Below are 23973 nucleotides of genomic sequence, written 5' to 3' on the forward strand. Positions count from 1 at the left end.
TAATAGAGCACTCAAGTGTGGCCCGGGGCTCTGGTGCACACTGATTTAGTAGACTGGATGCCTCATGAAGTTTGTTGACGAAGCTTTTATCGACATTGCAGCCGGTGACGGCGGCAATGGTTGCGTGTCTTTCCGGCACGAAAAATACAAGGAATTTGGCGGCCCCGACGGTGGTGACGGTGGCCGTGGCGGTCACGTTTTCGCCGTGGCCGATGTAAATCTGAACACCTTGGTGGACTACCGCTATTCGCGCCGCCACGAAGCCAAGCGCGGCCAGCATGGCATGGGCTCCGACATGTTCGGGGCTGCGGGTGCCGACATCACGCTGAACATGCCTGTGGGCACCATCATCAGCGATGCCGATACCGGCGAAGTGCTGTTCGAGCTGCTAGAGCCTGGTGAGATCATCACCATTGCCAAGGGCGGCGATGGCGGTTTTGGCAATCTGCGTTTCAAGAGCGCCATCAACCGTGCTCCACGCCAGAAGACTCCCGGCTATCCCGGCGAACGCCGCAGCCTCAAGCTGGAACTCAAGGTGCTGGCCGACGTGGGTCTGCTGGGCATGCCCAATGCGGGCAAGTCCACTTTCATCACGGCCGTGTCCAATGCACGTCCCAAGATTGCCGACTATCCCTTTACCACTCTGCACCCCAATCTGGGTGTGGTGCGCGTGGCTGCCGAGCAGAGCTTTGTGGTAGCCGATATCCCCGGTCTGATCGAGGGAGCCTCCGAAGGTGCGGGCCTGGGTCACCAGTTCCTGCGCCATCTGCAGCGCACGCGTCTGTTGCTGCATATCGTGGACATTGCGCCTTTCGACGAGGGTGTGGATCCGGTCGAGCAGGCCAGGGCGATTGTGGGCGAGCTCAAGAAGTACGACGCCGAGCTCTATGACAAGCCGCGCTGGCTGGTGCTCAACAAGCTGGACATGGTTCCCGAAGAGGAGCGTGAGGCCAGGGTCAAGGATTTCGTCAAGCGCTTCAAGTGGAAGGGACCTGTCTTTGAGATCTCGGCGCTGACCCGTGAAGGCTGCGAGCCGTTGATTCGCAAGATCTTCGAGCATGTGCACAACCAGCAACTGGCGGAGCAGGCTCCCAAGGAGGTTGACCCTCGTTTTGCGGGAGGCGAGGATTCTGGTCTGGATATGACCGATCCGCGTTTTGCCCCCCAGGATCCGGAATAAGCTTGGGGCTATGAACCAGCAGCGCACTTGGTGCGCTGTTTTGCTTTGAATTTAATAGCTGCTTGCGCTTTCCTTATAAGCGTTAGAGGCCTAAAACACTGTAGATTCTCATGTCTTCCAACGTGTTGCGTGATGCCCGTCGCATCGTCGTCAAAGTCGGCTCCAGCCTGGTGACCAATGAAGGTCGAGGGCTGGATGAGGCTGCCATTCAGGAGTGGAGCCGCCAGCTGGCGGCCTTGGTGCATGGTGAGGATGGCATCAAGCGCGAAGTCATCATGGTCTCCAGTGGCGCCATTGCCGAAGGCATGAAGCGTCTGGGCTGGGCCACGCGTCCGACCGAGGTGCATGAGCTGCAGGCCGCTGCTGCCGTCGGTCAGATGGGGCTGGCCCAGATGTACGAGACCAAGCTGCGCGGCGAAGGCGTGCCCAGCGCCCAGGTGCTGCTGACTCATGCGGATCTGGCCGATCGCGAGCGCTATCTGAACGCCCGCACCACGCTGCTGACGCTGCTGCAACTGGGCGTGGTGCCCGTCATCAACGAGAACGACACGGTGGTGATCGATGAGATCCGCTTCGGCGACAACGACACCCTGGGCGCGCTGGTGGCCAATCTGGTCGAGGCCGATGCCCTGGTCATACTGACCGATCAGCGCGGCCTCTATAGCGCCGATCCGCGCAAGAATCCCGATGCCCGGTTCATCGACGTGGCCGAAGCCGGCAACCCCGAGCTGGAGGCGATGGCCGGCGGCGCGGGCCTGTCCATCGGTACGGGCGGCATGATCACCAAGATTCTGGCGGCCAAGCGTGCGGCGGGCTCCGGTGCTTCCACCGTGATCGCCTGGGGGCGTGAGAAAGACGTGCTGCTGCGCCTGACGCGTGGCGAGTCCATAGGCACGCTGCTGGTTGCCAACACGCACAAAATGCAGGCGCGCAAGCAGTGGATTGCCGACCATCTGCAGCTGCGCGGCTCGGTGACCGTGGATGCGGGTGCCGTCTCCAAGCTGCGTGATGAAGGCAAGAGCCTGCTGCCCATCGGCATGATCGCTGTGGACGGCGATTTTTCGCGCGGCGAAGTGATTGCCGTGCGTGATGAGGACGGTGTCGAGATCGCCCGTGGCCTGGCCAGCTATGCCAGCGCGGAAGCGCGGCTGCTGTGCCGCAAGAGCTCCTCGGAGATTGAATCGCTGTTGGGCTACTCGGCAGGTCCCGAAATGATGCACCGCGACAATATGGTGGTGGCAGGACACTGAGCACCAGCCGTCACCAAAAAAGCCGTAATGCTGTGAGGCATTACGGCTTTTTTCATTGTAGAGGCTTGTGATCGGGCGGATTGTCTATGCCGGTCTGCGGGTCCGGGTCAAAACTGGCGCCGGGCGGCAGCTCTATGCCGGGGTTGATGCGAAAGCTCCCTGTGCGGGCAGGGTACATGACCTGATGGTGCTGCCCCGGATGGGGAGTGCCGCCGGTGGCCTGGCCTGCCTCCTGATCGCGCGGCCGCATGCCGCTGCGAAGATAGCGGTTGCGCTGCTGCTCGCCGCGCGGCAGAAAGCGCGCCAGCTCGGTCAGCGCCATTTCATAGACGCCGCGTTTGAATTCGACCACCACATCCAGAGGAACCCAGTAGTCATTCCAGCGCCAGGCATCGAACTCAGGGTGGTCGGTGGCACGCAGGTTCAAGTCCCAGTCATGCCCGACCAGTTGAAGCAAAAACCATATCTGCTTCTGGCCTTTGTAATGCCCGCGCGCGTCGCGGCGGATGTACCTGTCTGGCACCTCGTAGCGCAACCAGTCCCTGGTGCGGGCAACCACGCGAACGTGATTGGGCTTCAGCCCCACTTCCTCGTGCAGCTCGCGGAACATGGCTTGCTCGGGTGTCTCACCCCGATCAATGCCACCTTGCGGAAACTGCCAGCTGTGGGTGCGAATGCGTTTTCCCCAGAACACCTGGTTTCTTTGGTTGAGCAGGATGATGCCGACGTTCGGGCGAAATCCGTCCCGGTCAAGCATAATCAAACCCCAAATTTTTGAATTGTGTTCATTATGCATGGCCCCTTGTGATCGACAAGCGGGCCATGCCTATTTCCACTGAATTGCCAGTTCCATGAAAGCCTCCCAATTTCTCATCTCCACCCTGAAAGAAGCTCCGGCCGACGCCGAAGTGGTCAGCCACAAGCTCATGATGCGGGCTGGCATGATCAAAAAGCTGGGTGCTGGCATTTACAACTACATGCCCATGGGCCTGCGCGTGATCCGCAAGGTCGAGGCCATCGTGCGCGAGGAAATGAACCGCGCCGGCGCCATCGAAACCACCATGCCCGTGGTGCAGCCTGCCGAGCTGTGGCAGGAAACCGGCCGTTTCGAGAAGATGGGCCCCGAGCTGCTGCGTATCCAGGATCGCCATGGCCGTGATTTCGTGATCCAGCCCACTTCCGAAGAGGTGGTTACCGATATCGCGCGCCAGGAGTTCAAGAGCTACAAGCAGCTGCCCAAGAACCTCTACCAGATCCAGACCAAGTTCCGCGACGAGCGCCGTCCCCGCTTCGGCCTGATGCGCGGTCGCGAGTTCATCATGAAGGACGCCTATTCCTTCGACAAGGATCGTGATGCGGCCCAGATCAGCTACCAGACCATGCGCGAAGCCTACAAGCGCATCTTCGACCGCTTCGGCCTGCAGTACCGCGCCGTGCGTGCCGACTCGGGCGCCATCGGCGGCGATCTGAGCGAAGAGTTCCAGGTCATCGCTTCCACGGGCGAGGACGCCATCGTCTACTGCCCGAACAGCGACTACGCTGCCAATATCGAGAAGGCCGAGAGCCTGGCGCCCACCCAGGCTCGTCCTGCCGCCGCCCAGGCCATGCAAAAGGTCGCCACACCCGGCAACAGCACCTGCGAAGCCGTGGCCGAGCAGCTGGGCCTGCCCCTGGCGCAGACAGTGAAGTCGCTGGTGCTGGCCACGGACGAGCTCGACGACAAGGGTCTGATCGTCAAGTCGCAGGTGTGGCTGTTGCTGCTGCGCGGTGATCACGAGATGAACGAGATCAAGGTCGGCAAGGTTGAAGGCCTGGCGGGCTTCCGTTTCGCGACCGTAGGCGAGATCGAGGAGCACTTCGGTGCCAAGCCCGGTTATCTGGGCCCCATCGGCCTCAAGAAGCCCGTGAACATCGTGGTGGACCGCGACGTGGCCGTGATGGCCGACTGGGTCTGCGGTGCCAATGAGGAAGACTTCCACATCACCGGCGTGAACTTCGGCCGCGACCTGCCCGAGCCCGCCGTGGTGGCGGATCTGCGCAATGTGGTGGCTGGCGATCGCTCGCCCGACGGCGCGGGCGAACTGGCGATCGAGCGCGGCATTGAAATCGGCCACGTATTCTATCTGGGCACGAAGTACTCCAAGGCCATGGACGCTACCTTCCTCGGCGACAACGGCAAGCCCCAGCACTTCGAGATGGGTTGCTACGGCATTGGCGTGACCCGCCTGCCCGCCGCTGCCGTGGAGCAGAACCACGATGAGCGCGGCATGATCTGGCCCGATGCGATTGCGCCGTTCACCGTGGTGATCTGCCCCATCGGCATGGGTCGCAGCGAGGCCGTGAAGACCGAGGCCGAGAAGCTCTATGGCGAGCTGCTGGCACTTGGCGTGGACGTGATCCTCGACGACCGCGACGAGCGCCCCGGTGCCATGCTGGCCGACTGGGAGCTGATCGGCGTGCCCCACCGCGTGGTGCTGGGTGACCGTGGCCTGAAGGAAGGCGTGCTCGAGTACCAGCAGCGCCGTGACACGGAAGCCACAAAGCTGGCGACGAATGAGGTGCTGGGTCACCTCAAGAGCCGCCTGGGCTTGTAAGCTTCTGCTTCCATGTTGCTCAACAGACGTTCCTGTCTCGCTGCCGCTTCGCTAGCCCTGCCGTCGGCGGGCTGGCTGCTGCCGCAAGCGGCCTGGGCTGGAGGACAGCTGGAAGAGCCGCTGGCCGACTCTGTGCGTAGCGCCATGAGTGCTGCCGTGGCTGGATCGGGGGCGCCTCCCGAGCTGGAGTTCATCTCCACCGAGTCTCGCATGAGCTATCTGCGCTGGCTGGTGGCCTGCAGCGACAAACTGGCCAAACGCAAGCCCGACCCGCAGGTGCGGCGCGAGTTTTTGCAGACCGTCTGGTATGAAGCCAAGCGCGCGGGTCTCGATGTATCCATGGTCATGGGCCTGGTTCAGGTAGAAAGCGGCTTTCGCAAGTACGCGATCTCCAGTGTGGGCGCGCGAGGCTATATGCAGATCATGCCGTTCTGGATGCGTCTGATTGGCGATGGAGACTCGGGCAAGCTGTTTCACATGCAGACCAATCTGCGCTTTGGCTGCGTGATCCTGCGTCATTACCTGGACCGGGAAAAAGGCGATGCCTATATGGCCCTGGGCCGCTACAACGGCAGCCGTGGGCAGCCCCAGTATCCGAATGCGGTCTTTGGCGCACAAAGGCGTTGGCTGATTGAAGAGCCGCGTTCGGTCTGAGTACCCAGCTTTCATGCGAAAAGCGAGCCTCAGGCTCGCTTTTTTATGCTCGAAAAGGCTTGAAATCCAGGGGAGTCAAGCGCTGTCAGCTATGGTTCGAGGAGTCTTTGGCTGATATGGCCGAGCTCTGTACCTTGGCTGCGGCAGCGGCCGCCGGGGCCGCTGACTCTGCCGCGTCTGTGGACATGCGTGTGACCATGACCTGGTCGATACGGTAGCTGTCCACGTCCAGCACCTCGAACTTGTAGTGGTTCCAGTTCACGGTGTCCGTGCGTCGCGGCACGCGGCGCAGCATGACCATGAGAAAGCCGGCCAGCGTTTCGTACTCGTCGTCATGTGGCATATCGTCCAGATGCAGCACACGCATCACGTCCTCGATGGGCGTGATGCCGTCGATCAGCCAGGAATGCTCGTCGCGGCGGATGATCTGCTCCTCGTCGGCCGGGCCCACCAGGTCGCCCATCACCGTGCTCATCACGTCGTTGAGCGTCACCACGCCCACGACCAGGCTGTATTCGTTGACGATGACGGCAAAGTCTTCATGCACCATGCGGAACTGCTCCAGCACCTCGGCCAGCGTCAGGCGGTCGGGCACGATGAGCACCTTGCGGATCAGGCTGTCGTCGCTGAGCGACAGCGGCTGGTTGTTGAGCGCGCGCTGAAACAGGTCCTTGGCGTCCACATAGCCGATTACATGGTCGATATCGCCGTCGCAGACCGGGTAGGTGGAGAAGGGCTCCTCGGCAATGCGGGCGCGGATGATGGCATCGCTGTCGTCGCGGTAGAAAAAGGCCACGCTGTCGCGCTGGGTCATGGCCGAGGCCACGGTGCGCGAGTCCAGCTCGAAGACATTGGCAATCACCTGCTGCTCGCGGGCGGCCAGCACGCCGGCCTTGGTGCCCGCTTCGGTCATGGCCAGGATGTCGTCGCTGGTGATGCGCTCGTCGCGCGTGGCGGGCAGGCCCAGCAGGCGAAACAAGGCGTCGGTCGCGAGGTTGTAGAACCAGATGATGGGCTTGAAGATCACCACAAACCAGCGCATGGGGGCGAGCACGCGCACCACGTAGCGCTCGGGCTCGTTCATGCTGATGCGGCGCGGCAACAGGTCGGCCAGCAGGATGAAGGCCGAGGTGACTATGAAAAACGAGAGCAGGAAGCCGAGGGTTGCAGAGAGGCTGGGCGAGAACCAGATCGAGAAGAACTCGGTCAGCGCAGGGCTGAACGCCCCCTCGCCGACGATGCCGCCGAGTATGGCGACGGCATTCTGCCCCACTTGCACCACGGTGAAATATTCGCCCGGCTGCTCCTGTACGCGCAGCGCATGCTCGGCTCCCTCATTGCCGTCGTCGGCCATCTGGCGCAGGCGCAGGCGACGCGAGGCGGCCAGAGAAATCTCCGCCACAGAGAAAAAGGCGCTGAGCAGAATCAGCAGAACAATCACCGCAAGGCTTTGGGACACACTCATAGGCAGGGCTGCTGCGGCACGTCGACGTGCCTGCGGCCGGTTATCAAGGAGTCTCTATTCGACCACATAAAGCCTGTGGCAGGCAGCCGTACTGGCTTCAGGACTGAAGCGCGGCTGCCGAATGGGCCATGCGTGCCAGCGCATCGGCCTCGGTGTTGCGGTGTCTGGGCACCCATTGCAGCACCAGCTCGTCAAAGCCCTGCATCTGCGCACGGGCGGCCTCGAACAGCGTGGCGAGCCGGGCGATGGGCCGCGCCGGCTTGGCCGTGGGCGGGCCGAGCTGCTCCAGCAGCACCTGGGAGTCGGTGCGCACGGTCAGGCTGCGCGCGCCGAGATCGCGTGCCAGCGTCAGGGCGGCCATCAGGGCCCGCAGCTCGGCTTCGTTGTTGCAGCCGCTGCGGTGCAGATTCTGCGACAGCGTATGGCGGCTGCCGTCGGGCAGCTGCAGCAACACGCCCAGGCTCATGGGGCCGGGGTTGGGCAGGGCACTGCCATCGATATGGATGCAGCAGTGGTGAGGGGGAATGGGTTTGGGGGGCGGCATGAAAAAAGCCACCGGGGTGCCGGTGGCTTGCAGACGGGATGCGGCTTACTTGGCGGCCAGCACTTGCTGCAGCTCGCCCGATTCGTACATCTCCATCATGATGTCCGAGCCACCGATGAATTCGCCCTTGATGTAGAGCTGGGGAATCGTGGGCCACTGGCTGTAGTCCTTGATGCCCTGGCGGATTTCCTGGTCTTCCAGCACGTTCACGGTGGCGATGGACTTGGCATCCACGCCGCAGGCCTTGAGGATCTGGATGGCACGGCCCGAGAAGCCGCACTGAGGGAAGCTGGCGTTGCCCTTCATGAACAGCAGGATGTCGTTGTTCTTGACCAGGTCGTCGATGCGTTGTTGGGTGTTGCTCATAGTGGGCTCCGGATTTTGGAAATGGCGGTACCAGCCGCGATGTCTGTGATTATTTCACCGTCTGCAAGCAATGCGGCGGTGTGAGGAAATGTGAAGAAATCCTGTGCGGTCTTAGCTGAGGCTGCCTGACGGAATTTCAAGCCTTGCCGGGCCATTGGCCGCCGGTGCAGCGTTCTATGCCTGCGAGGTCTCTTCGGTGCTGCACCTGGACAAAGCCTGCCTCGCGCATCAGTTGGGTCACATCATCGGCCTGATCCCAGCCATGCTCGAAGATGAGCCAGCCACCGGCCTTGAGCACCTGAGGGGTCTGACTGATGATGGCACGGATATCTTGCAGTCCGTCCGCTCCGCTGGCCAGTGCCGAAAGCGGCTCATGGGTGAGGGCGGCCAGGTGGGGGTCATCCGAGCGGATATAGGGAGGGTTGCTGATCACCAGATCGAAGGCAGCCTGGCCAGCCAGTGGCTCCAGCCAACTGCCATGGGCAAACTGCACTGGCAGTTTCAGCTGCCGGGCATTGCTTTGGGCGACGGCCAGTGCATCGGCACTGGCGTCGACAGCGAAGACCTGCGCGGTAGGGCGCTGGCTTTGCAATGCCAGAGCAATGGCGCCGCTGCCGGTGCCCAGATCGACAGCACGCAGGGGCCGGTTCTCGGGCATCAGTTCCAGCGCCCAGTCCACCAGGGTCTCGGTATCGGGGCGCGGATCCAGCACACGGCTGTCCACGGCCAGATTCAGGCCGTAGAACTCCTTGTTTCCGGTCAGATAGGCAACGGGTGTGCCTTGCTGGCGCAGGGCGCACAATTGCTCCCAGCGTTGCTGCTGCTCGGTGCTCAGAATATCGGTGTCATGCGTGATAAGCCAGGCACGGGCATGCGCTGGCTGCTGCACTAAATGTAGCAGCAGCATCTGTGCATCGACACGAGCTATGCCTTGGCGGGCGGCTTGTGCAAGTGCCTGAGCCACGTTGAGCGGGCTGGGAGTGATGATCTCTGTCATGTTCTTAACGACCGGGCGCCGAGATAAAGGGGCGCGACTGCAGGATGATGAGCTGATCGCCCTGCACGGCCCATTCAATATCCTGATCCCTGCCGCCAAAGCGCTGCTTGATGCCGGCACCGGCGCGGGCCAGGCGCTGCACCAGTTCATCGCTGAGAACGGCGCGGCCGGCGGCCACGGGTACTTCGCGCACGCCGCCTGCGTTGTCGAGTTGCAGAGCCACGTTGTCATCGGAGCGGTTGAGCACCTGCACGGCCTTGCTGCGGCTGTTATAGAGGATTTGCTCTGCGACTCGCTTGCCTTCCACCACGCGTATGCCTATGCCACGCTTGGCGGCGATATAGCTGGCGTAGCGGCGGGCGGCATCAAACGGGTCGCGCGTGATCATCACGCCCGAAGCCGTGGAGTCCACGGCCTTCTGCACAAAGACGGACATGACAACCTGCTGGTCGTCAATGCCCGCGGCCTGGCGGGCTTCCCAGGCCTCGAAGTTGTAGACCGAGGCCCAGACCTTGCGCACGGCTGCTGCCAGATCGGCGCTGCTGCGCACATTGGGGACGGTGGTGTAGAGACCCGCGCCGCTGAAGCCGGGAAGGTCTTCGGAGCTTGAGGAGCTGCGCACAAATACGCCCTGGCTGCCCAGCTGGCTGGCCCAACGCTTGGCCCAGGCGTCTGCGACCGGCGGACTAACAGGCCATTGTTCGATTTCGGCCTGCAGCGCAGACAGGGCCTGCCTGCGAACTCCTGCATCTGTAGCAAAACCGGGCTGCTGGCGCATGCGGGCAATGCGTTCTGCCAGGCCGTTGCCGCGCATGAAGTCGGCATAGGCGGCAAAGGGAATGCAAAAACCATCGGGCACGATCACATCGGCCAGCCTGGCCGACTGAATTTCCCCCAGGTTGGCGGCCTTGGCCCCGCAGCGCTGGCGGTCTGTGCTGCGCAGGCTGGTCAGTGGAATCAAGTCGCTGCGCTTCAGATCAGGCTTGATGAGCACGCGATTACCATTGGCGGGCTTGTTCTGGAAATTCTTCTCGGCGGCCTGACGCTCGGCATCGGTGGCAGCGCGCAGTTGCATGCCAGAGGGCTGAACATCGATATGTACCCATTGGCCGTTGAACGGTGCATATTGCTCGGCGGCTTCCTGCACATAGGCATTGGGTATGCCCCAGCCGCGGGCCAGCAGGTTGACGTGGGAAAGCACGGTGGAAGGGCGCTCCGTGACTATGCCGGCAACCGGGGGTAGGCTGATGGGAACTTCGCGCAACAGGACGATGTCCTGCGGTTTCAGATCGCTGACTGCTTCTGCCGCAGACAAAATGCGCAGCCGACCCGTGGCTCGGCCCTGGTTCAAAGGCAGGAAAGTCTGCGAGCCCAGCAACTGCGCCTGGGTTACGGCTTCGATACCGGCGGTCTGGGCGACGGCCTCATGCAAGGTGGAGTTGGCCTTGAAGCGTACCGGGGCGAAGAAGCTGGTCTTGAGCGCGTTGGCCGTGGTCTGCAGCAGCTGCGGGGTCAGTTGGTCGCCTTCCCAGAACTCATAGCTGTAGTCCTTGAGCATGGGCTGCCAGCTCAGCGTGCCCAGGATAAAGCGTCGGTCGGGCTCGCGGTAATTGCGGTTGAGCGCCTGTTTGCCCGGTGGCAGCAGATGCTTGGCATGCAGGAAATCTTCGTGAAAGGCGTAACGCGGTGTGTTGATGAAATAGATCTTGGCGGGCTTGCTTTGACGGTCGATGACAAACAGCAGATGCGGCATGGCGTTGGCGCTGCCGGCGTCATAGACGCGGGCCAGACGGTCAAAGTCCGCACGGTTGCCCAGAAGGCCGAGGCTGGCGGGAGAGGTGCGGTTGCCGCTGGCATCGACCGGGCTGCCTGCGCCGGAGTCATAAGCCGAGGGCTTGCGCACCACCAGTGCATGGGCAGGGCTGAGGAAGGCTGTCAGCAGGGTGCAGGAAAGCAGCAGGGTGCCCAGGTCTGGCAGCAGTCGTCTCATATCAATGGGTCTCTAGTTCGGCAAGCAGTTCGGCTTCGCGGGCATGTTGCAGGGCTTCGATCACGTCGCCCAGATCGCCTTCCATCACGGCCAGCAGCTTGTATAGCGTGAGGTTGATGCGGTGGTCGGTCAGGCGGCCTTGCGGGAAGTTGTAGGTGCGGATGCGGTCACTGCGGTCGCCAGAGCCTATCAGACCTTTGCGCATGGCCGCTTCCTTGGCGGCGCGCTCGCTGCGCTCTTTTTCCTGGATGCGGGCCTGCAGCACCTGCAGAGCCTTGGCCTTGTTGCTGTGCTGGCTGCGGCCGTCCTGGCATTCGGCGACGATGCCGGTAGGCAGGTGGACCACGCGCACGGCGGAGTCGGTCTTGTTGATGTGCTGACCACCTGCACCGCTGGCGCGGAAAGTGTCTATGCGCAGATCGGCGGGGTTGAGGGTGATGGCCTCGGCCTCGTCGGGCTCGGGCATCACGGCCACGGTGCAGGCGCTGGTGTGGATGCGGCCCTGGGTTTCGGTGGCAGGCACACGCTGGACGCGGTGGCCGCCGGACTCGAAGCGCAGCGCGCCGTAGACGTTGTCGCCCTCGATGCGCAGCACCACTTCCTTGTAGCCACCGATTTCATTCTCGTTGGCGCTCATGACTTCCACTTTCCAGCCCACGTTGGCTGCATAGCGGGTGTACATGCGGGTCAGATCGCCGGCAAACAGCGCGGATTCGTCGCCGCCGGTGCCGGCGCGGATTTCCACGAAGGCGGGACGAGCGTCATCGGGGTCCTTGGGCAGCAGCAGACGCTGCAGCTCGGCTTCGAGCTTGAGCAGCTCCTGCTCGCCACCGGCGATTTCCTCCTGCGCCATCTCAACCATGTCGGGCGAATCTTGGGAGTCCGCGAGCATTTCGCGGGCAGCGGAGACGTCGGCCTCGGTCTGCTGATAGCGGGTGTAGCGGCTGGCAATGGCCGTCACGTCGGCATGTTCGCGCGAGATGGCGCGGTACTGCTTCATGTCGCCCATGATGTCCTCGCGCGAGAGCAGGAAGTCCAGCTCCTGCAGGCGTTGGGCATAGCGTTCTAGCTGGTTGCGCAAAAAGTCTTGCATGGTGTCTACCAATGGCTGGGAATATGCGCGGCGGCATGTTCCTTGAAGGGGAGGAGAAGGGAAAGTCTTCAGGCCACGACCGGGCCCGGGCGCTGCGGGAAGGGAAGCGCGGCATGCGGGCGAGCGCCGCTAAAGCTTGCTGGAGTTGCGGCTGGCGCGCAGGAACAGGCGGGAGACAGCATCGGCCGTCTGGGCGCGCTCCTCGGCACCACCCTTGTGCAGCTCGGCCATGGTGCCGTGCAGCATTTTCTGTGTGAGACCGCGCGAGAGCGCTTCCAGCACGGTGTCGATGTCTTCGCCCTTGGCCAGCAGCTTTTTGGCACGGGCAATCTCCAGCGCGCGCCATTCGTCGGCCTGGGCGTTGACCTGCTGGATCAGCGAGACCGAGCCGCCTACGGGCTTGCGCTGGTCCATCCATTGCATAAAGCTTTGCACGCCGGTGTCGATGATGACCTCGGCCTGTTGCACGGCGGCCTGGCGCTGGGCCTGACCGGTGCGCACGACGGTTGCCAGATCGTCCACGGTATAGAGATAGACGTCGTTGAGGTTCTTGACCTCGGATTCGATATCGCGTGGCACGGCCAGATCGACCATGAAGATGGGGCGGCGTTTGCGCTTCTTGAGTGCCGATTCCACCGCTCCCAGGCCGATGATGGGCAGGGTGGAGGCGGTGCAGCTGATGATGGCGTCGTATTCGTGCAGATGCTCTGGCAGATCGGCCAGACGCATGGTGCCGGCGCCGAATTGGGCCGCGAGCTTCTCGCCGCGCTCCATGGTACGGTTGGCGATGGTGATCTGCTTGGGGTTGCGTGCGGCAAAGTGGGTGGAGACCAGCTCGATCATCTCGCCTGCGCCGACAAACAGCACGCGGATCTTGGTCAGGTCTTCGAACAGCTGACCGGCCAGACGCACGGCGGCGGCAGCCATGGAAATCGAGTGCGCGCCGATTTCGGTGGAGCTGCGCACCTCCTTGGCAACGGCAAAGCTGCGCTGGAACAGCTGGTTCAGCGTGGAGCCCAGAGCGCCCGCGGTCTCGGCGGCGCGCACGGCATTCTTCATCTGCCCGAGGATCTGGGCTTCGCCCAGCACCATGGAGTCCAGGCCCGACGCGACGCGGAAGGCATGGCGGGCGACCGAGCCGTCCTGCAGCAAATAGGAGTGCTGGCGCAACAGCTCGGGCGTCACGCCGCCGCTATTGGCCAGCCAGTGCACGGTGTGCTCCATGGCAGGCGCATTGGCGGCGCAGTAGATTTCCGTGCGGTTGCAGGTGGAGAGAATGGCGGTCTCCACAGCATCATGGGCTTTGCCGGAGCTGCTCAGAGAGCTGCGCAGACCCTGCAGCGTCGGCGCGATCTGATCGAGCGCGAACGCAAAACGGCCCCGCATATCGAGCGGAGCCGTGTGGTGATTGATACCTAGAGCCCAGACTGCCATAAGTGCCGATTATAAAATTTCGTGCCGGATTGGGCATCTTGCCGCCTCAAAGCCTTGGAAACGATTGCTGTCATGGGTCTTATTGCGAGCGTGAATCATTTGCTGAACTTTGTGGCCCCGGCGTTTTTTATGGCGCTGGGCTTGGCGCTATGTGCTCGTATTTTCAAGCAAAACAAGCCTGGATCCCAATCCTTTATTGCGCAAGTAGCTATTAATTTCATACTGGGAAGCTTGGTTCTGCTTGCCGGTTTGTGGCTGTTTTCCCGGGATGGAAAGATGGCCAGCTATGCCGCTTTGGTCGGCTTAAGTGCCTTGTGCCAGTGGGTGCTTTCACGCGGTTGGCGTTGATTGCGGCATCAAACGCGAAGCTGTTTTGTGCAAAAGCTTGATGTGACTCAAGGCGACTGTTGTATTTGTGCCCGCTGTTCAGAGTGAAATTGCCTTGGGTGCGGCCTGCTCCCGTATCCAGCTTCTGAATTGATCGAGAGCCTCCGTCGCTGTGCGGTTGGCCGGGCGGCACAGAAAGTAGCCGCGTTCGATATTGACCGGTGCATCCAGAGCCAGGGCCACGCGGCCTGCAGCCAGGTCTTCCTCGACCAGACAGCGCTGTACCACGGCCACGCCCATGCCGGCGGCCACGGCCTGCACCAGCAAGGCCACGGTTTCAAAGTCTGCAATCGGGGCGGGACAGGGCTGGCTCAGACCCCGGGCCTGCATCCAGCTGGCCCAGTTGCCTGGGTAGTTGGTGTGGAACAGCAGCGGGCGGCCCAGCAAATCCTGCTCGGTGCGAATAGGGGCAGGCCCCTGCAGCTCGCGCGGGTGGCAGATGGGTATCAGGTCGCGGCCAATCACATATTCGGCTTCCATGCCCGCCGGCCATTGCTGGCCGCCGACGCGAATCCAGGCATCGATCTCGGGAGCGTTGAGCGGATCGTCGCGCCGGTAGGGCGCAAAGGAGAGCATGATTTGCGGATGGCGGCGGTTGAAGTCGGGCAGGCGTGGAATCAGCCAGTGGCTGAACAGCGTGGGAATGACCGACAGGCGCAACTGCGGCCCGTGACGGCGCCGGCGTGCGGCGGCCGATGCGGCTTCTATCGCCATGACGGCGGGCTCTACCGCCTGCAGATAGTCCTGCCCTGCCGGGGTGAGCGCGTTGCGTCTGCCCAGGCGTTCGAACAAGGCAAAGCCCAGATGCTCCTCAAGCCGAGCAATGGCCCGGCTGACGCCGCCCTGCGTCACATACAGCTCCTGTGCGGCGAGCGAGTAGCTGCCCAGGCGGGCCGCGGCGGCAAAGGCGTGAAGTTCGGACAGGGAGGGGGAGTGCATGCGCATGACGTCTTGAATTATGACGGCTGGTAATACTTGCGTGCCGTCTTGTCGCTTTTCGTTGTGTGGTCAGCGGCACAGAATGAAAAAAAGGTCGGAGTGCCGGCGGAGCGCCGGATGAAGTGCTCTCAACCGACTCATAACCAGTCTTTCAAGAGATCCAAGGAGAAGCCGCATGGCTATTCGTCGTACCGTTCTGTCGTCCATTGCTGCTTGCGCAGCTGCAGCAGCGCTGTCCCCCGCGTTTGCTGCCAATGCCGCAGCCGATTACCCCAATCGTCCCATCCGCCTGGTCGTGCCCTTCGGTGCCGGTGGCTCCACCGACATGGTCGCGCGCCTGCTGGCCGAGAAGATGAGCACGGTGCTGGGCAAGTCCGTAGTGGTGGACAACAAGGGTGGCGCAGGAGGCTCCATCGGCGCCTCCGAAGTGGCCAAGGCCGCCGCCGACGGCTACACCATCGGCATGGCCACGGTGTCTACCCATGGCTCCAACCCCGCCATCTTCCGCAAGCTGCCTTACGACGCGATCAAGGACTTCGCTCCCATCACCAATGTGATGGCCGTGCCCAGCGTGTTTGTGGTCAACGCCAGCGTACCCGCCAAGACCATGAAGGAATTCATTGCCCTGGCCAAGGCCAACCCCGGCAAGTACAGCTTTGCCTCGCCGGGCACGGGATCGCTGGGTCATGCCAATATCGAGAACTTCATGAATCTGGCCGGTATCGACCTGCTGCACATCCCTTACAAGGGAGCAGGCCAGGCCATCACCGATGCGCTGGGCGGCCAGGTCAATGCCATGACGGACAACCTGCCCTCGACCCTGCCGCATATCAAGGATGGCAAGCTGCGCCCTCTGGCCGTGCTGGCCTTCAAGCGCGCCGATGTGCTGCCCGATGTGCCTACCTATACCGAGCTGGGCTTCCCCCAGATGGGTGATGGCGGCTGGTTCGGGCTGGTGGCGCCTGCCGGCACACCCAGGCCCATCATCGACAAGCTCAATGCCGCTGCCCACAAGGCCATGGCCATGCCTGACTATCTGGAAAAGCAGAAGTCCATCTCGGGCGAATCCATGGGCAATACGCCCGAGCAGTTTGCAAAGCAGATCAAGACCGCCATCGACCGCTACACCGCTGTGGCCAAGCGCGCCAATATCAAGCTGGACTGATGAAGGCCTGGATGTCTTTGCCTGACTTTCTGCAAGCCCTGCCCGACCAGCCGGTGCTAGTGCATCTGCCCCAAGGCCGGGTGCTGCCCATAGTCTGCGATTCGCCACATAGCGGCACGGCCTATCCCGAGGACTTCGGTGCGGTCGTGCCCATGAGCCTGCTGCGCCGTGGCGAGGACACGCATGTGGCGGCGCTCTGGGACCGCTGGCCCGAGTTTGGTGCAAGCCTGCTCGAGGCCACATTCCCGCGCACCTATATCGACCCCAATCGCAACGAGTCCGATCTGGACCCGGCGCAGATCGAGGGCGAGTGGCCCGTGCCGCTGGCGCCCAGTGTCAAGACCCAGCAAGGGCTGGGCCTGATCTGGCAGCGCATCAGCAAGGCCGGTGTGGCGACGCCGCTGTATGAGCGCAAACGTACGGTGGCGGAGGTGCAGCATCGTATTGCCAATTACTGGCGTCCCTACCATGTGGCGTTGGCGCAGGCGATCGATGACAGCGTGAGCCGTTTTGGCCGCGTCTGGCATCTGAATCTGCATTCCATGCCCAACGATGTGTATCAGCGCCTGGGGCGTACCGATGCGCCGCCGCTGGCCGACTTTGTGCTCGGAGACCGCGATGGCACAACCTGTGCGCCGGAGTTCATACACCTGATCGGCGACACGCTCCAAGGCTTTGGCTATAGCGTGGCTTATAACGAGCCTTACAAGGGGGTGGAGCTGATTGGTCGTATCGGTCAGCCGCAGCTGGGCCGTCATTCGCTGCAGATCGAGATTCGTCGCCCTGTCTATATGGATGAGGATACGCGCGAGACCAATGCCGGCTTTGAGCCGCTGCGCGCCCACTTTGCCCAGCTCATGCAGGTGGTGGCCGATTATGTTGAGCAACAAATGGCTACAAACTGAGCGCCAATTTCTCGAGAAATCCAGAAAAACCTGTCCAAAGCCCGGCATCGCCGGGCTTTTTATTTCAGCCTGGAAATGTCAAAAAACTGTGGCGAGGAAGCTGCGATTCAGGGATTCCTTGCCTTATCTGCTATCAGAATCAGTTACGCTCGCAGGCTGGTGTCATCGTATATCTGATGTAACTACACGAAACAAAGCGTCTAGGAATCGTACCGGAATGAAGTTCACTCCCATCGCAGTGCTGGTCATGTCGAGTCTGGCGGCTTTTGCCCAGAGCGCATCCGCGCAAGCCGGAGCAGAAGGCCGTATGAATTTCCTGCGCGATGCCCGCGCCAGTACCTCCGGTCCGCAGTTCGAATTCAGCCGCCTCCAGTACGGGCCTTTGCCGATTTCTGGCTCCCGTGTGGCATCCCCTGCCGGGCCTTTGCAGGCCGCCGAGCGGGGTGACGCCAAGGCCCAGAATCAACTGGGCGAGATGTATATGCATGGTCAGGGCGTGCCGCAGAATGCCGCCACGGCTGTGCAATGGTTCCGCAAGGCCGCCGCGCAAAACCATGTGGGTGCGCAAAACAGCCTGGGCGCCCTGTATGCCAGCGGTCAGGGTGTGCCACAGAATTACCGCGAAGCGGCCCAGTGGTACGCGCGTGCTGCCCAGCAGGGCAATGCCGTGGCGCAGTACAACCTGTCTCACCTCTATCAGGAAGGTCTGGGCGTTCCCCAGAGCTTTGGCACGGCTGCCCAGTGGCTGGAAAAAGCCGCGGCGCAAGGTCATGTGACGGCGCAGTTCGAGCTGGGTCAGCGTTACCTCAAGGGTAATGGCGTGGCCGTCAACTACATGACGGCGGCAGACTGGTTCAAGAAGGCCGCCGACCAAGGCCATGCCGAGGCACAGAATCAGCTGGGCTCCATGTTGTCCGATGGCGTGGGCGTGAAGCTCGATCCCGTGCAGGCCGCCCAGTGGCTGCAGCGTGCTGCGGAACAAGGCGATGCCCGCGCCCAGAACAGCCTGGGTCGCATGTATATGGATGGCGTGGGGGTCTCGCGCAACTACCAGACTGCGGCGGGATGGTTCCAAAAGAGTGCCGAACAGTGGAATGCCGATGGCCAGAACAATCTGGGTCGCCTGTATCTTTACGGCCTGGGTGTGGAGCAAAGCCCGGCCTATGCCGCGCAATGGTTCCAGCGCGCCGCCGACCAGAACCATGCCGATGCCCAGTACAACCTGGGTACGGTTTATGCCGAAGGCCTGGGTACGCCCCAGAACTACGGCACGGCCCTGCAGTGGTATCAGAAGGCGGCCGAGCAAGGCCATGCCGCTGCCATCAATAACGTGGGCACGCTCTACGCCGAAGGCCGAGGCGTGCCGCAAAACTATGCGACGGCCATGCAATGGTTCCGCCGTGCGGCCGACAAGGGCGATGCCTCGGCCCAGTTCAATCTGGCGCGTCTGTATGCCGACGGTCAGGGCGGTGCGGCCAGCCCGGCTCAGGCTCTCAAGTGGTATCTGGCTGCGGCCGAGCAAGGCCACTCCGGTGCGCAGAACCGCCTGGGCGTGATGTATGCCGAAGGCCAGGGCACGGCGCGCGACTACGGCAAGGCCGTGCAGTGGTACCAGCGCTCCGCCGAGCAAGGCGATGCCGCAGCCCAGTTCAATCTGGGCATGGTCTATGCGCAGGGCCAGGGCGTGCCGCGTGACAATGCCAAGGCCTATTTCTGGTACAACCTGGCCGCCATGGAGCTGGGTGGCGACGCGGCCAAGCGCCGCGACGAGACCGCGCAAAAGCTCTCGATCGCCCAGGTGGCCGAACAGCAGAACAAGGCTTTGGCCTGGCAGCCCAAGCGCTGATCGCGATCGGGCCCCGGGATTCCTGTCAAAGCGCTTCCTTGATGAAGCGCTTTTTTCTTGGGCGTTTCCATGGGTTTATGCGGATGCTTCACCTCTGAATCAACGCTGGGCGGCGTGCAATGCGCCGCTACACTGCAGCCTCCCGGAGAGGGGCGCACCAGGGCAATTCAGGCTTGGATGCGTTCGCACAATTTCTATTCGTGATGGAGACAACAATGAAGAAAACCGTTCGCACCTGCCTGGCAGCCCTGATGGCTGGTGCAGGCCTGCTCATGTCCATGGGTGCTCAGGCTGCCGATGCCTTCCCCAGCAAGCCCATTCGCATCGTCATGGGCTTTCCGGCGGGCGGCCCGCTGGATCAGCATGCCCGTCTGCTGACCGACAAGTTGCAGGGCATTCTGGGTCAGCCCGTCGTGGTCGATTACAAGCCCGGTGCCGGCGGCTCCGTGGGCGCGCAGGATGTGATGCGCTCGTCGGCCGATGGCTACACATTGATGCTGGCCAATACCGGCGTGATGGTGATCAACCCCGCGCTCTACAGCAAGCTACCCTACAGCACGCTCAAGGACTTCACTCCCATTGCGCGTACTGCCATGCAGCCGCTGGCCTTGCTGGTCAACAACAAGGTGCCTGCCAAGAATCTGCAGGAGCTGATTGCCTATGCCAAGGCCAATCCTGGCAAGATCAATTTTGGCTCGGCCGGCAACGGTGGCATCAGCCATCTGGTGCCCGAGATGTTCAAGAGTGCAGCGGGCGTGGACCTGGTGCATATCCCCTACAAGGGCAGTGCCCCGGCCTTTACCGATCTGATCGGCGGTCAGGTGCAGTTCATGGCCGAGAGCATTCCCCAGGCTGCGGCTTATCACAAGCAGGGCAAGGTACGTGCCCTGGCCGTGACCAGCAAGGAGCGCAACCCCGCATTGCCCGAGGTGCCGACAGCGATCGAATCCGGTCTCAAGGGCTTTGAAGTCGTGGGCTTTTACGGCTTTCTGGCTCCCGCCAACACCCCCAAGGATGTGGTGGCCAAGCTCAGCAATGCCTTTGGTCAGGTCATGAACATGGCCGATGTACGCGGCCGCATGGTGGAGCAGGGCGCGGATCCTGCCTTCCTGGACTCGGAAGCCTTTGGCAAGTTCCTGGCGGCCGAAACGCCGCGCTGGGCTGCTGCGGTCAAGGCATCGGGTACGAAGCTGGATTGACACCCCCCTGAGGCGCTGTGCCTAGGCGGCCCCGCGCCTTCCCCCGCTCTCGCAGCGCTGCGCACTGCGGGCAGGGGACGCAGCCATCGCCGCGAGGCGGCTCTTGCTGGGCTGCTCTGATTCTGTCAGCGCCAGTATTGGAGGTCGTGAACGCAAAAAAGCCCGGTCACTTTGCAGTGGTCGGGCTTTTGTTTGCTATCAGTAAGAGAGCTGTTAGCGCTTTTTATACAAAGATTTCAGACTTGATCATTCCTGAAATATCGACTGGTTAAGCGGCGGCAGCTCTCAAATTAGATATGCTTGCCCGTCTGCGCGGGGCTGAACAGGTCCACGCGGTCGGTGATGATGCCGTCCGTGCCCAGGTCTATCAGGCGCTGGGCGGCCCATTCGTCGTTGACGGTGTAGCTGCTGCAGCGCAGGCCTGCGCCATGCACCTTGGCAACCAGCTCTGGGCTCCACAGGCCCTGGTTGAGCACCATGGCCGAGCAGTCCAGATCCAGCGCGATTTTCAGATCGGCGTCCCCCGTGCCGTCGGCAAGCTTGTCCACCAGCAGGCCGCGCGGGATATGGGGTGCTACCTCGCGTGCGCACTTGAGCGAGCTGGCCTTGAACGAGGTGAATAAGGGTTGGACGATGTCCTTGGGCCAGATGCGGTTCATCAGCTCGCCGCAGGCACGGCCTGTTTCCTCTTCCTGGCCGGGCGTGGGCTTGATTTCCACATTCAGGTGCAGATGGTTGGCCAGGCACCAGCGTGCCAGGGCTTCCAGCGTGGGCAGGGCCTCACCCGCATAGGCGCGCGAGTGCCAGCTGCCTGCATCGAGCTGAGCGATCTCTCCCATGGTCAGCTCGCCGCCGATGCCATGGCCGTTGGTGGTGCGCTCCAGTGTGGCGTCGTGCATCAGGAACAGCACGCCATCCTTGCTGAGCTTGGCATCGCATTCAAAGAAGCGGTAGCCATGCTGGGCGCCCAGGCGGAAGGCGCTCATGGTGTTCTCGGGGGCCAGCTTGCCGGCGCCACGGTGGGCTGCCCAGCGGGGGTAAGGCCAGGGTTTCAATGCGGTAGTCATAACTTTTGTATGCCTTTATGTGACAAGAGCACCGCAAGCTGGTGCCTGGGTGCTCTTTGAAAAGTCAGTCTGGTGTGACCTTTGGCTGAATCAGACGCGCTTGCCTGTTTCAGCGTTGAACCAGTGCAGACGGTCTTCGCGGGCGGAAATACGGGCGGTTTCGCCGGGCTTGGGGAAGGGCTTGCCTTCTTCCACGCGCACGGTCACATCCTCGTCGCCGACCTTGCCGTACAGCAGGCGTTCGGCGCCCAGTAGTTCCACGGTGTGGACCTTGAACTCCACGCCACCGGCCTCGACCAGGTCGATATGTTCGGGGCGGATGCCCAGGATCAGGCCGGGCTTGCCGTTGGGCGAGTTCTTCAGCAGGTTCATGGGGGGCGAGCCGATGAAGCTGGCCACAAAGGTGGACGCCGGCGTGTGGTAGACCTCTTCGGGCGTGCCGAACTGCTCCACATAGCCGCCGTTCATTACCACCATGCGCTGGGCCAGTGTCATGGCTTCGACCTGGTCGTGGGTCACGAACAGGCTGGTGATGCCCAGCTCGGCGTGCAGCTTCTGGATTTCCAGGCGGGTCTGGCCGCGAAGCTTGGCGTCCAGGTTGGACAGCGGCTCGTCAAACAGGAAGACCTGGGGCTGGCGCACGATGGCGCGGCCCATGGCCACGCGCTGGCGTTGGCCGCCCGACAGCTGGCGGGGCTTGCGGTCCAGCAGGTGGCTCAGTTCCAGAATCTTGGCGGCCTTGTCCACGCGGCGCTTGATTTCGTCTTCGGGTACCTTGGCGAGCTTCAGGCCATAGGCCATGTTCTCGTAGTTGGTCATGTGCGGGTACAGCGCGTAGTTCTGGAACACCATGGCGATATTGCGCTTGGCGGGTTCCAGGTCGTTGACCTTCTTGTCGCCGATCAGCAGGTCGCCGTCGGTGATTTCTTCCAGTCCGGCGATCATGCGCAGCAGAGTGGACTTGCCGCAGCCCGAGGGGCCGACCAGAACGATGAATTCGCCGTCCTTGATTTCGACGTTGATGCCGTGAATGACAGGCACGGCAGCCTTGCCGGTGCCGTAACGCTTGATGATGTTCTTCAGAGAGATGGATGCCATGAGAGGTATTCCAGGTATTCGTTCAATGGGGCAAAAGAGGGGGAGTCTTGGGGCGAGGCTTACTTCTCGGTATCCACCAGACCCTTCACAAACCACTTTTGCATCAGCATCACCACGGCCGTAGGCGGCAGCATGGCCAGGATGGCAGTGGCCATCACGATATTCCAGTCCACGCTGGCGTCGCCGCCACCGCCCAGCATGCTCTTGATACCCACGACCACGGGGTACATGTCTTCCGAGGTGGTCATGAGCAGAGGCCACAGGTACTGGTTCCAGCCGTAGATGAACTGGATCACGAACAGGGCGGCAATCGAGGTCTTGGACAAGGGCACGAGGATGTCCTTGAAAAAGCGCATGGCGCCGGCGCCGTCAATGCGGGCCGCTTCCACCAGCTCGTCCGGCACGCTCAGGAAGAACTGACGGAACAGGAAGGTGGCCGTGGCCGATGCAATCAGCGGCAGCGACAGACCGGCATAGCTGTTGAGCAGGCCCAGCTCGGCCACAACCTTGTAGGTGGGCAGGATACGCACTTCCACGGGCAGCATCAGGGTCAGGAAAATGGCCCAGAAGCAGAGCATCTTGAAGGGGAAGCGGAAGTAGACGATGGCAAAGGCCGAGAGCAGGGAGATGGCGATCTTGCCCACGGTGATGATCATGGCCACGACAAAGCTCACCCACATCATGCGCACGACATTGGTGTTGGAGCCCAGCTTGCCGGAGCCCAGCAGCGCTTCCTTGTAGTTGTCCCACATGTGGGCACCGGGCAGCAGCGGCATGGGGGCCTGCACGATGGCGTCGGCCGTATGGGTGGACGCGATCAGCGCCAGATACAGCGGGAAGGCGACGATGGCCACGCCGAGAATCAGTACGGCGTGAGAGAGGAAATTAAGCCAGGGGTTGCGATCCACCATGATCAGTACTGCACTTTCTTTTCAACATAGCGGAACTGGATCACAGTCAGCACGACAACGATAAACATCAGGATGACCGACTGCGCGGCCGAGCCGCCCAGATCCAGCGCCTTGAAGCCGTCCAGATAGACCTTGTAGACCAGGATCGAGGTCGACTGGCCGGGGCCGCCGTGGGTAGCTGCGTCGATGATGCCGAAGGTGTCGAAGAAGGCGTAGACGATGTTGATCACCAGCAGGAAGAAGGTGGTGGGCGACAGCAGAGGCAGCTGGATGTTCCAGAAACGACGCCATGGGCCGGCGCCATCAATGGAAGCCGCTTCGATCAGCGCCTTGGGGATGGACTGCAGGCCCGCAAGGAAGAACAGGAAGTTGTAGGAAATCTGTTTCCACACCGAGGCGATGACGATCAGGGTCATGGCCTGGTTTTCGTTCATCAGGTGATTCCAGTCGTAGCCCAGCTTGCCCAGGTAATAGGTCACCACACCGATGGAGGGCGAGAACATGAACACCCAGAGCACGCCGGCGATCACGGGAGCGACGGCGTAGGGCACGATCAGCAGGGTCTTGTAGACCATGGCGAAACGGATGATGCGGTCGGCAAAAATGGCCAGGGCCAGCGATGTGGCGATACCGATGCCTGCGACCAGCACGGAAAACAGTGCGGTGCGCTTGAAGGAATTCAGATAGGTGGGGTCATCGAGCAACTGTCTGAAGTTGTCCAAGCCTACCCATTCGGAGCTCATGCCGAACGCGTCTTCCATCTGGAATGACTGGAGGACAGCCTGACCAGCGGGCCAGAAAAAGAAGATACCGATGATGAGGAGCTGGGGCGCTATCAGCACCCAGGGCAGCCATCTGGATCGGAAAAGAACGCGTTTTTCCATGAGGA

Annotated in this window: 22 protein-coding genes; 9 read left to right on the forward strand and 13 right to left on the reverse strand. The window is 62.1% G+C overall.

Translation table 11 applies throughout. The features are described from left to right. Window positions 1-64 precede the first annotated feature (64 nt). Together cgtA and proB are read left to right on the forward strand one after the other, a co-directional pair. Window positions 65-1180: an Obg family GTPase CgtA gene (gene cgtA, locus QMY55_RS04000; protein WP_283487412.1), complete on the forward strand. Its 1116-nt coding sequence runs from the start codon at window positions 65-67 to the stop codon at window positions 1178-1180. 110 nt (window positions 1181-1290) lie between these two features. Further along, window positions 1291-2430 (forward strand): glutamate 5-kinase, encoded by a 1140-nt coding sequence (gene proB, locus QMY55_RS04005; protein ID WP_283487413.1) that lies wholly within the window; start codon window positions 1291-1293, stop codon window positions 2428-2430. A gap of 52 nt (window positions 2431-2482) precedes the next feature. Here proB and QMY55_RS04010 read toward each other — a convergent pair whose 3' ends face one another. Further along, entirely contained in the window at window positions 2483-3187 is a 705-nt protein-coding gene (locus tag QMY55_RS04010; RefSeq protein ID WP_087084995.1) for an RNA pyrophosphohydrolase, read from the reverse strand. Between the two features lie 94 nt (window positions 3188-3281). Between QMY55_RS04010 and QMY55_RS04015 the strand changes: the two genes are divergently transcribed. Continuing rightward, entirely contained in the window at window positions 3282-5024 is a 1743-nt protein-coding gene (locus QMY55_RS04015; protein WP_283487414.1) for a proline--tRNA ligase, read from the forward strand. Window positions 5025-5036: 12 nt separating this feature from the next. Next, window positions 5037-5678: a lytic transglycosylase domain-containing protein gene (locus QMY55_RS04020; protein ID WP_283487415.1), complete on the forward strand. Its 642-nt coding sequence runs from the start codon at window positions 5037-5039 to the stop codon at window positions 5676-5678. An 85-nt stretch (window positions 5679-5763) separates the two neighbouring features. Here the strand turns inward: QMY55_RS04020 and QMY55_RS04025 are convergent, their stop codons facing one another. From QMY55_RS04025 to hemA, 7 genes are all read right to left on the reverse strand, one after another. Next, window positions 5764-7143, reverse strand: coding sequence for a hemolysin family protein (locus QMY55_RS04025; RefSeq protein ID WP_283487416.1), 1380 nt, complete (start codon window positions 7141-7143; stop codon window positions 5764-5766). Window positions 7144-7240: 97 nt separating this feature from the next. Continuing rightward, window positions 7241-7699 (reverse strand): ribonuclease HI family protein, encoded by a 459-nt coding sequence (locus tag QMY55_RS04030; RefSeq protein ID WP_283487417.1) that lies wholly within the window; start codon window positions 7697-7699, stop codon window positions 7241-7243. Window positions 7700-7732: 33 nt separating this feature from the next. Then, window positions 7733-8053 (reverse strand): Grx4 family monothiol glutaredoxin, encoded by a 321-nt coding sequence (gene grxD, locus QMY55_RS04035; protein WP_003058519.1) that lies wholly within the window; start codon window positions 8051-8053, stop codon window positions 7733-7735. Window positions 8054-8189: 136 nt separating this feature from the next. Beyond that, window positions 8190-9050: a peptide chain release factor N(5)-glutamine methyltransferase gene (gene prmC, locus QMY55_RS04040; RefSeq protein WP_283487418.1), complete on the reverse strand. Its 861-nt coding sequence runs from the start codon at window positions 9048-9050 to the stop codon at window positions 8190-8192. A 4-nt stretch (window positions 9051-9054) separates the two neighbouring features. Further along, the gene (locus tag QMY55_RS04045; RefSeq protein WP_283487419.1) at window positions 9055-11040 is read right to left on the reverse strand and encodes a PEP/pyruvate-binding domain-containing protein; all 1986 of its coding nucleotides are present in this window, start codon (window positions 11038-11040) and stop codon (window positions 9055-9057) included. Window position 11041: 1 nt separating this feature from the next. Then, entirely contained in the window at window positions 11042-12133 is a 1092-nt protein-coding gene (gene prfA / locus QMY55_RS04050; protein WP_283487420.1) for a peptide chain release factor 1, read from the reverse strand. A 129-nt stretch (window positions 12134-12262) separates the two neighbouring features. Continuing rightward, entirely contained in the window at window positions 12263-13567 is a 1305-nt protein-coding gene (hemA, locus tag QMY55_RS04055) for a glutamyl-tRNA reductase (protein WP_283487421.1), read from the reverse strand. A 72-nt stretch (window positions 13568-13639) separates the two neighbouring features. Between hemA and QMY55_RS04060 the strand changes: the two genes are divergently transcribed. Further along, on the forward strand, window positions 13640-13915 hold the full coding sequence (locus QMY55_RS04060) for a hypothetical protein (RefSeq protein WP_283487422.1): 276 nt from the start codon (window positions 13640-13642) through the stop codon (window positions 13913-13915). A gap of 78 nt (window positions 13916-13993) precedes the next feature. On the opposite strand, the gene QMY55_RS04065 is transcribed toward QMY55_RS04060, so the two are convergent. Beyond that, a complete protein-coding gene (locus QMY55_RS04065; RefSeq protein ID WP_283487423.1) occupies window positions 13994-14899 on the reverse strand; it encodes a LysR substrate-binding domain-containing protein in 906 nt (301 codons plus the stop codon). A 169-nt stretch (window positions 14900-15068) separates the two neighbouring features. On the opposite strand from QMY55_RS04065, the gene QMY55_RS04070 reads away from it, so the two are divergent. From QMY55_RS04070 to QMY55_RS04085, 4 genes are all read left to right on the forward strand, one after another. Then, a complete protein-coding gene (locus QMY55_RS04070; RefSeq protein ID WP_283487424.1) occupies window positions 15069-16058 on the forward strand; it encodes a tripartite tricarboxylate transporter substrate binding protein BugE in 990 nt (329 codons plus the stop codon). A gap of 11 nt (window positions 16059-16069) precedes the next feature. Continuing rightward, a complete protein-coding gene (locus tag QMY55_RS04075; protein WP_283487425.1) occupies window positions 16070-16963 on the forward strand; it encodes an N-formylglutamate amidohydrolase in 894 nt (297 codons plus the stop codon). A 217-nt stretch (window positions 16964-17180) separates the two neighbouring features. Beyond that, window positions 17181-18809, forward strand: a complete 1629-nt coding sequence (locus tag QMY55_RS04080) for an SEL1-like repeat protein (RefSeq protein ID WP_283487426.1) — start codon at window positions 17181-17183, stop codon at window positions 18807-18809. Window positions 18810-19024: 215 nt separating this feature from the next. Beyond that, window positions 19025-20008, forward strand: coding sequence for a Bug family tripartite tricarboxylate transporter substrate binding protein (locus QMY55_RS04085; RefSeq protein ID WP_407650612.1), 984 nt, complete (start codon window positions 19025-19027; stop codon window positions 20006-20008). Between the two features lie 290 nt (window positions 20009-20298). On the opposite strand, the gene ugpQ is transcribed toward QMY55_RS04085, so the two are convergent. The 4 genes from ugpQ to ugpA all read right to left on the reverse strand — a co-directional run bounded on the left by ugpQ (window position 20299) and on the right by ugpA (window position 23968). Next, on the reverse strand, window positions 20299-21075 hold the full coding sequence (gene ugpQ, locus QMY55_RS04090; protein ID WP_283487427.1) for a glycerophosphodiester phosphodiesterase: 777 nt from the start codon (window positions 21073-21075) through the stop codon (window positions 20299-20301). Window positions 21076-21165: 90 nt separating this feature from the next. Further along, entirely contained in the window at window positions 21166-22173 is a 1008-nt protein-coding gene (locus QMY55_RS04095; protein ID WP_283487428.1) for a sn-glycerol-3-phosphate import ATP-binding protein UgpC, read from the reverse strand. Window positions 22174-22232: 59 nt separating this feature from the next. Beyond that, complete coding sequence (gene ugpE / locus QMY55_RS04100; protein WP_283487429.1) at window positions 22233-23084, reverse strand: sn-glycerol-3-phosphate ABC transporter permease UgpE; 852 nt, start codon at window positions 23082-23084, stop codon at window positions 22233-22235. A gap of 2 nt (window positions 23085-23086) precedes the next feature. Continuing rightward, window positions 23087-23968, reverse strand: a complete 882-nt coding sequence (gene ugpA / locus QMY55_RS04105; protein ID WP_283487430.1) for a sn-glycerol-3-phosphate ABC transporter permease UgpA — start codon at window positions 23966-23968, stop codon at window positions 23087-23089. Window positions 23969-23973 lie beyond the last annotated feature (5 nt).

This window comes from Comamonas resistens (assembly GCF_030064165.1).
GTDB lineage: Bacteria > Pseudomonadota > Gammaproteobacteria > Burkholderiales > Burkholderiaceae_C > Comamonas > Comamonas resistens.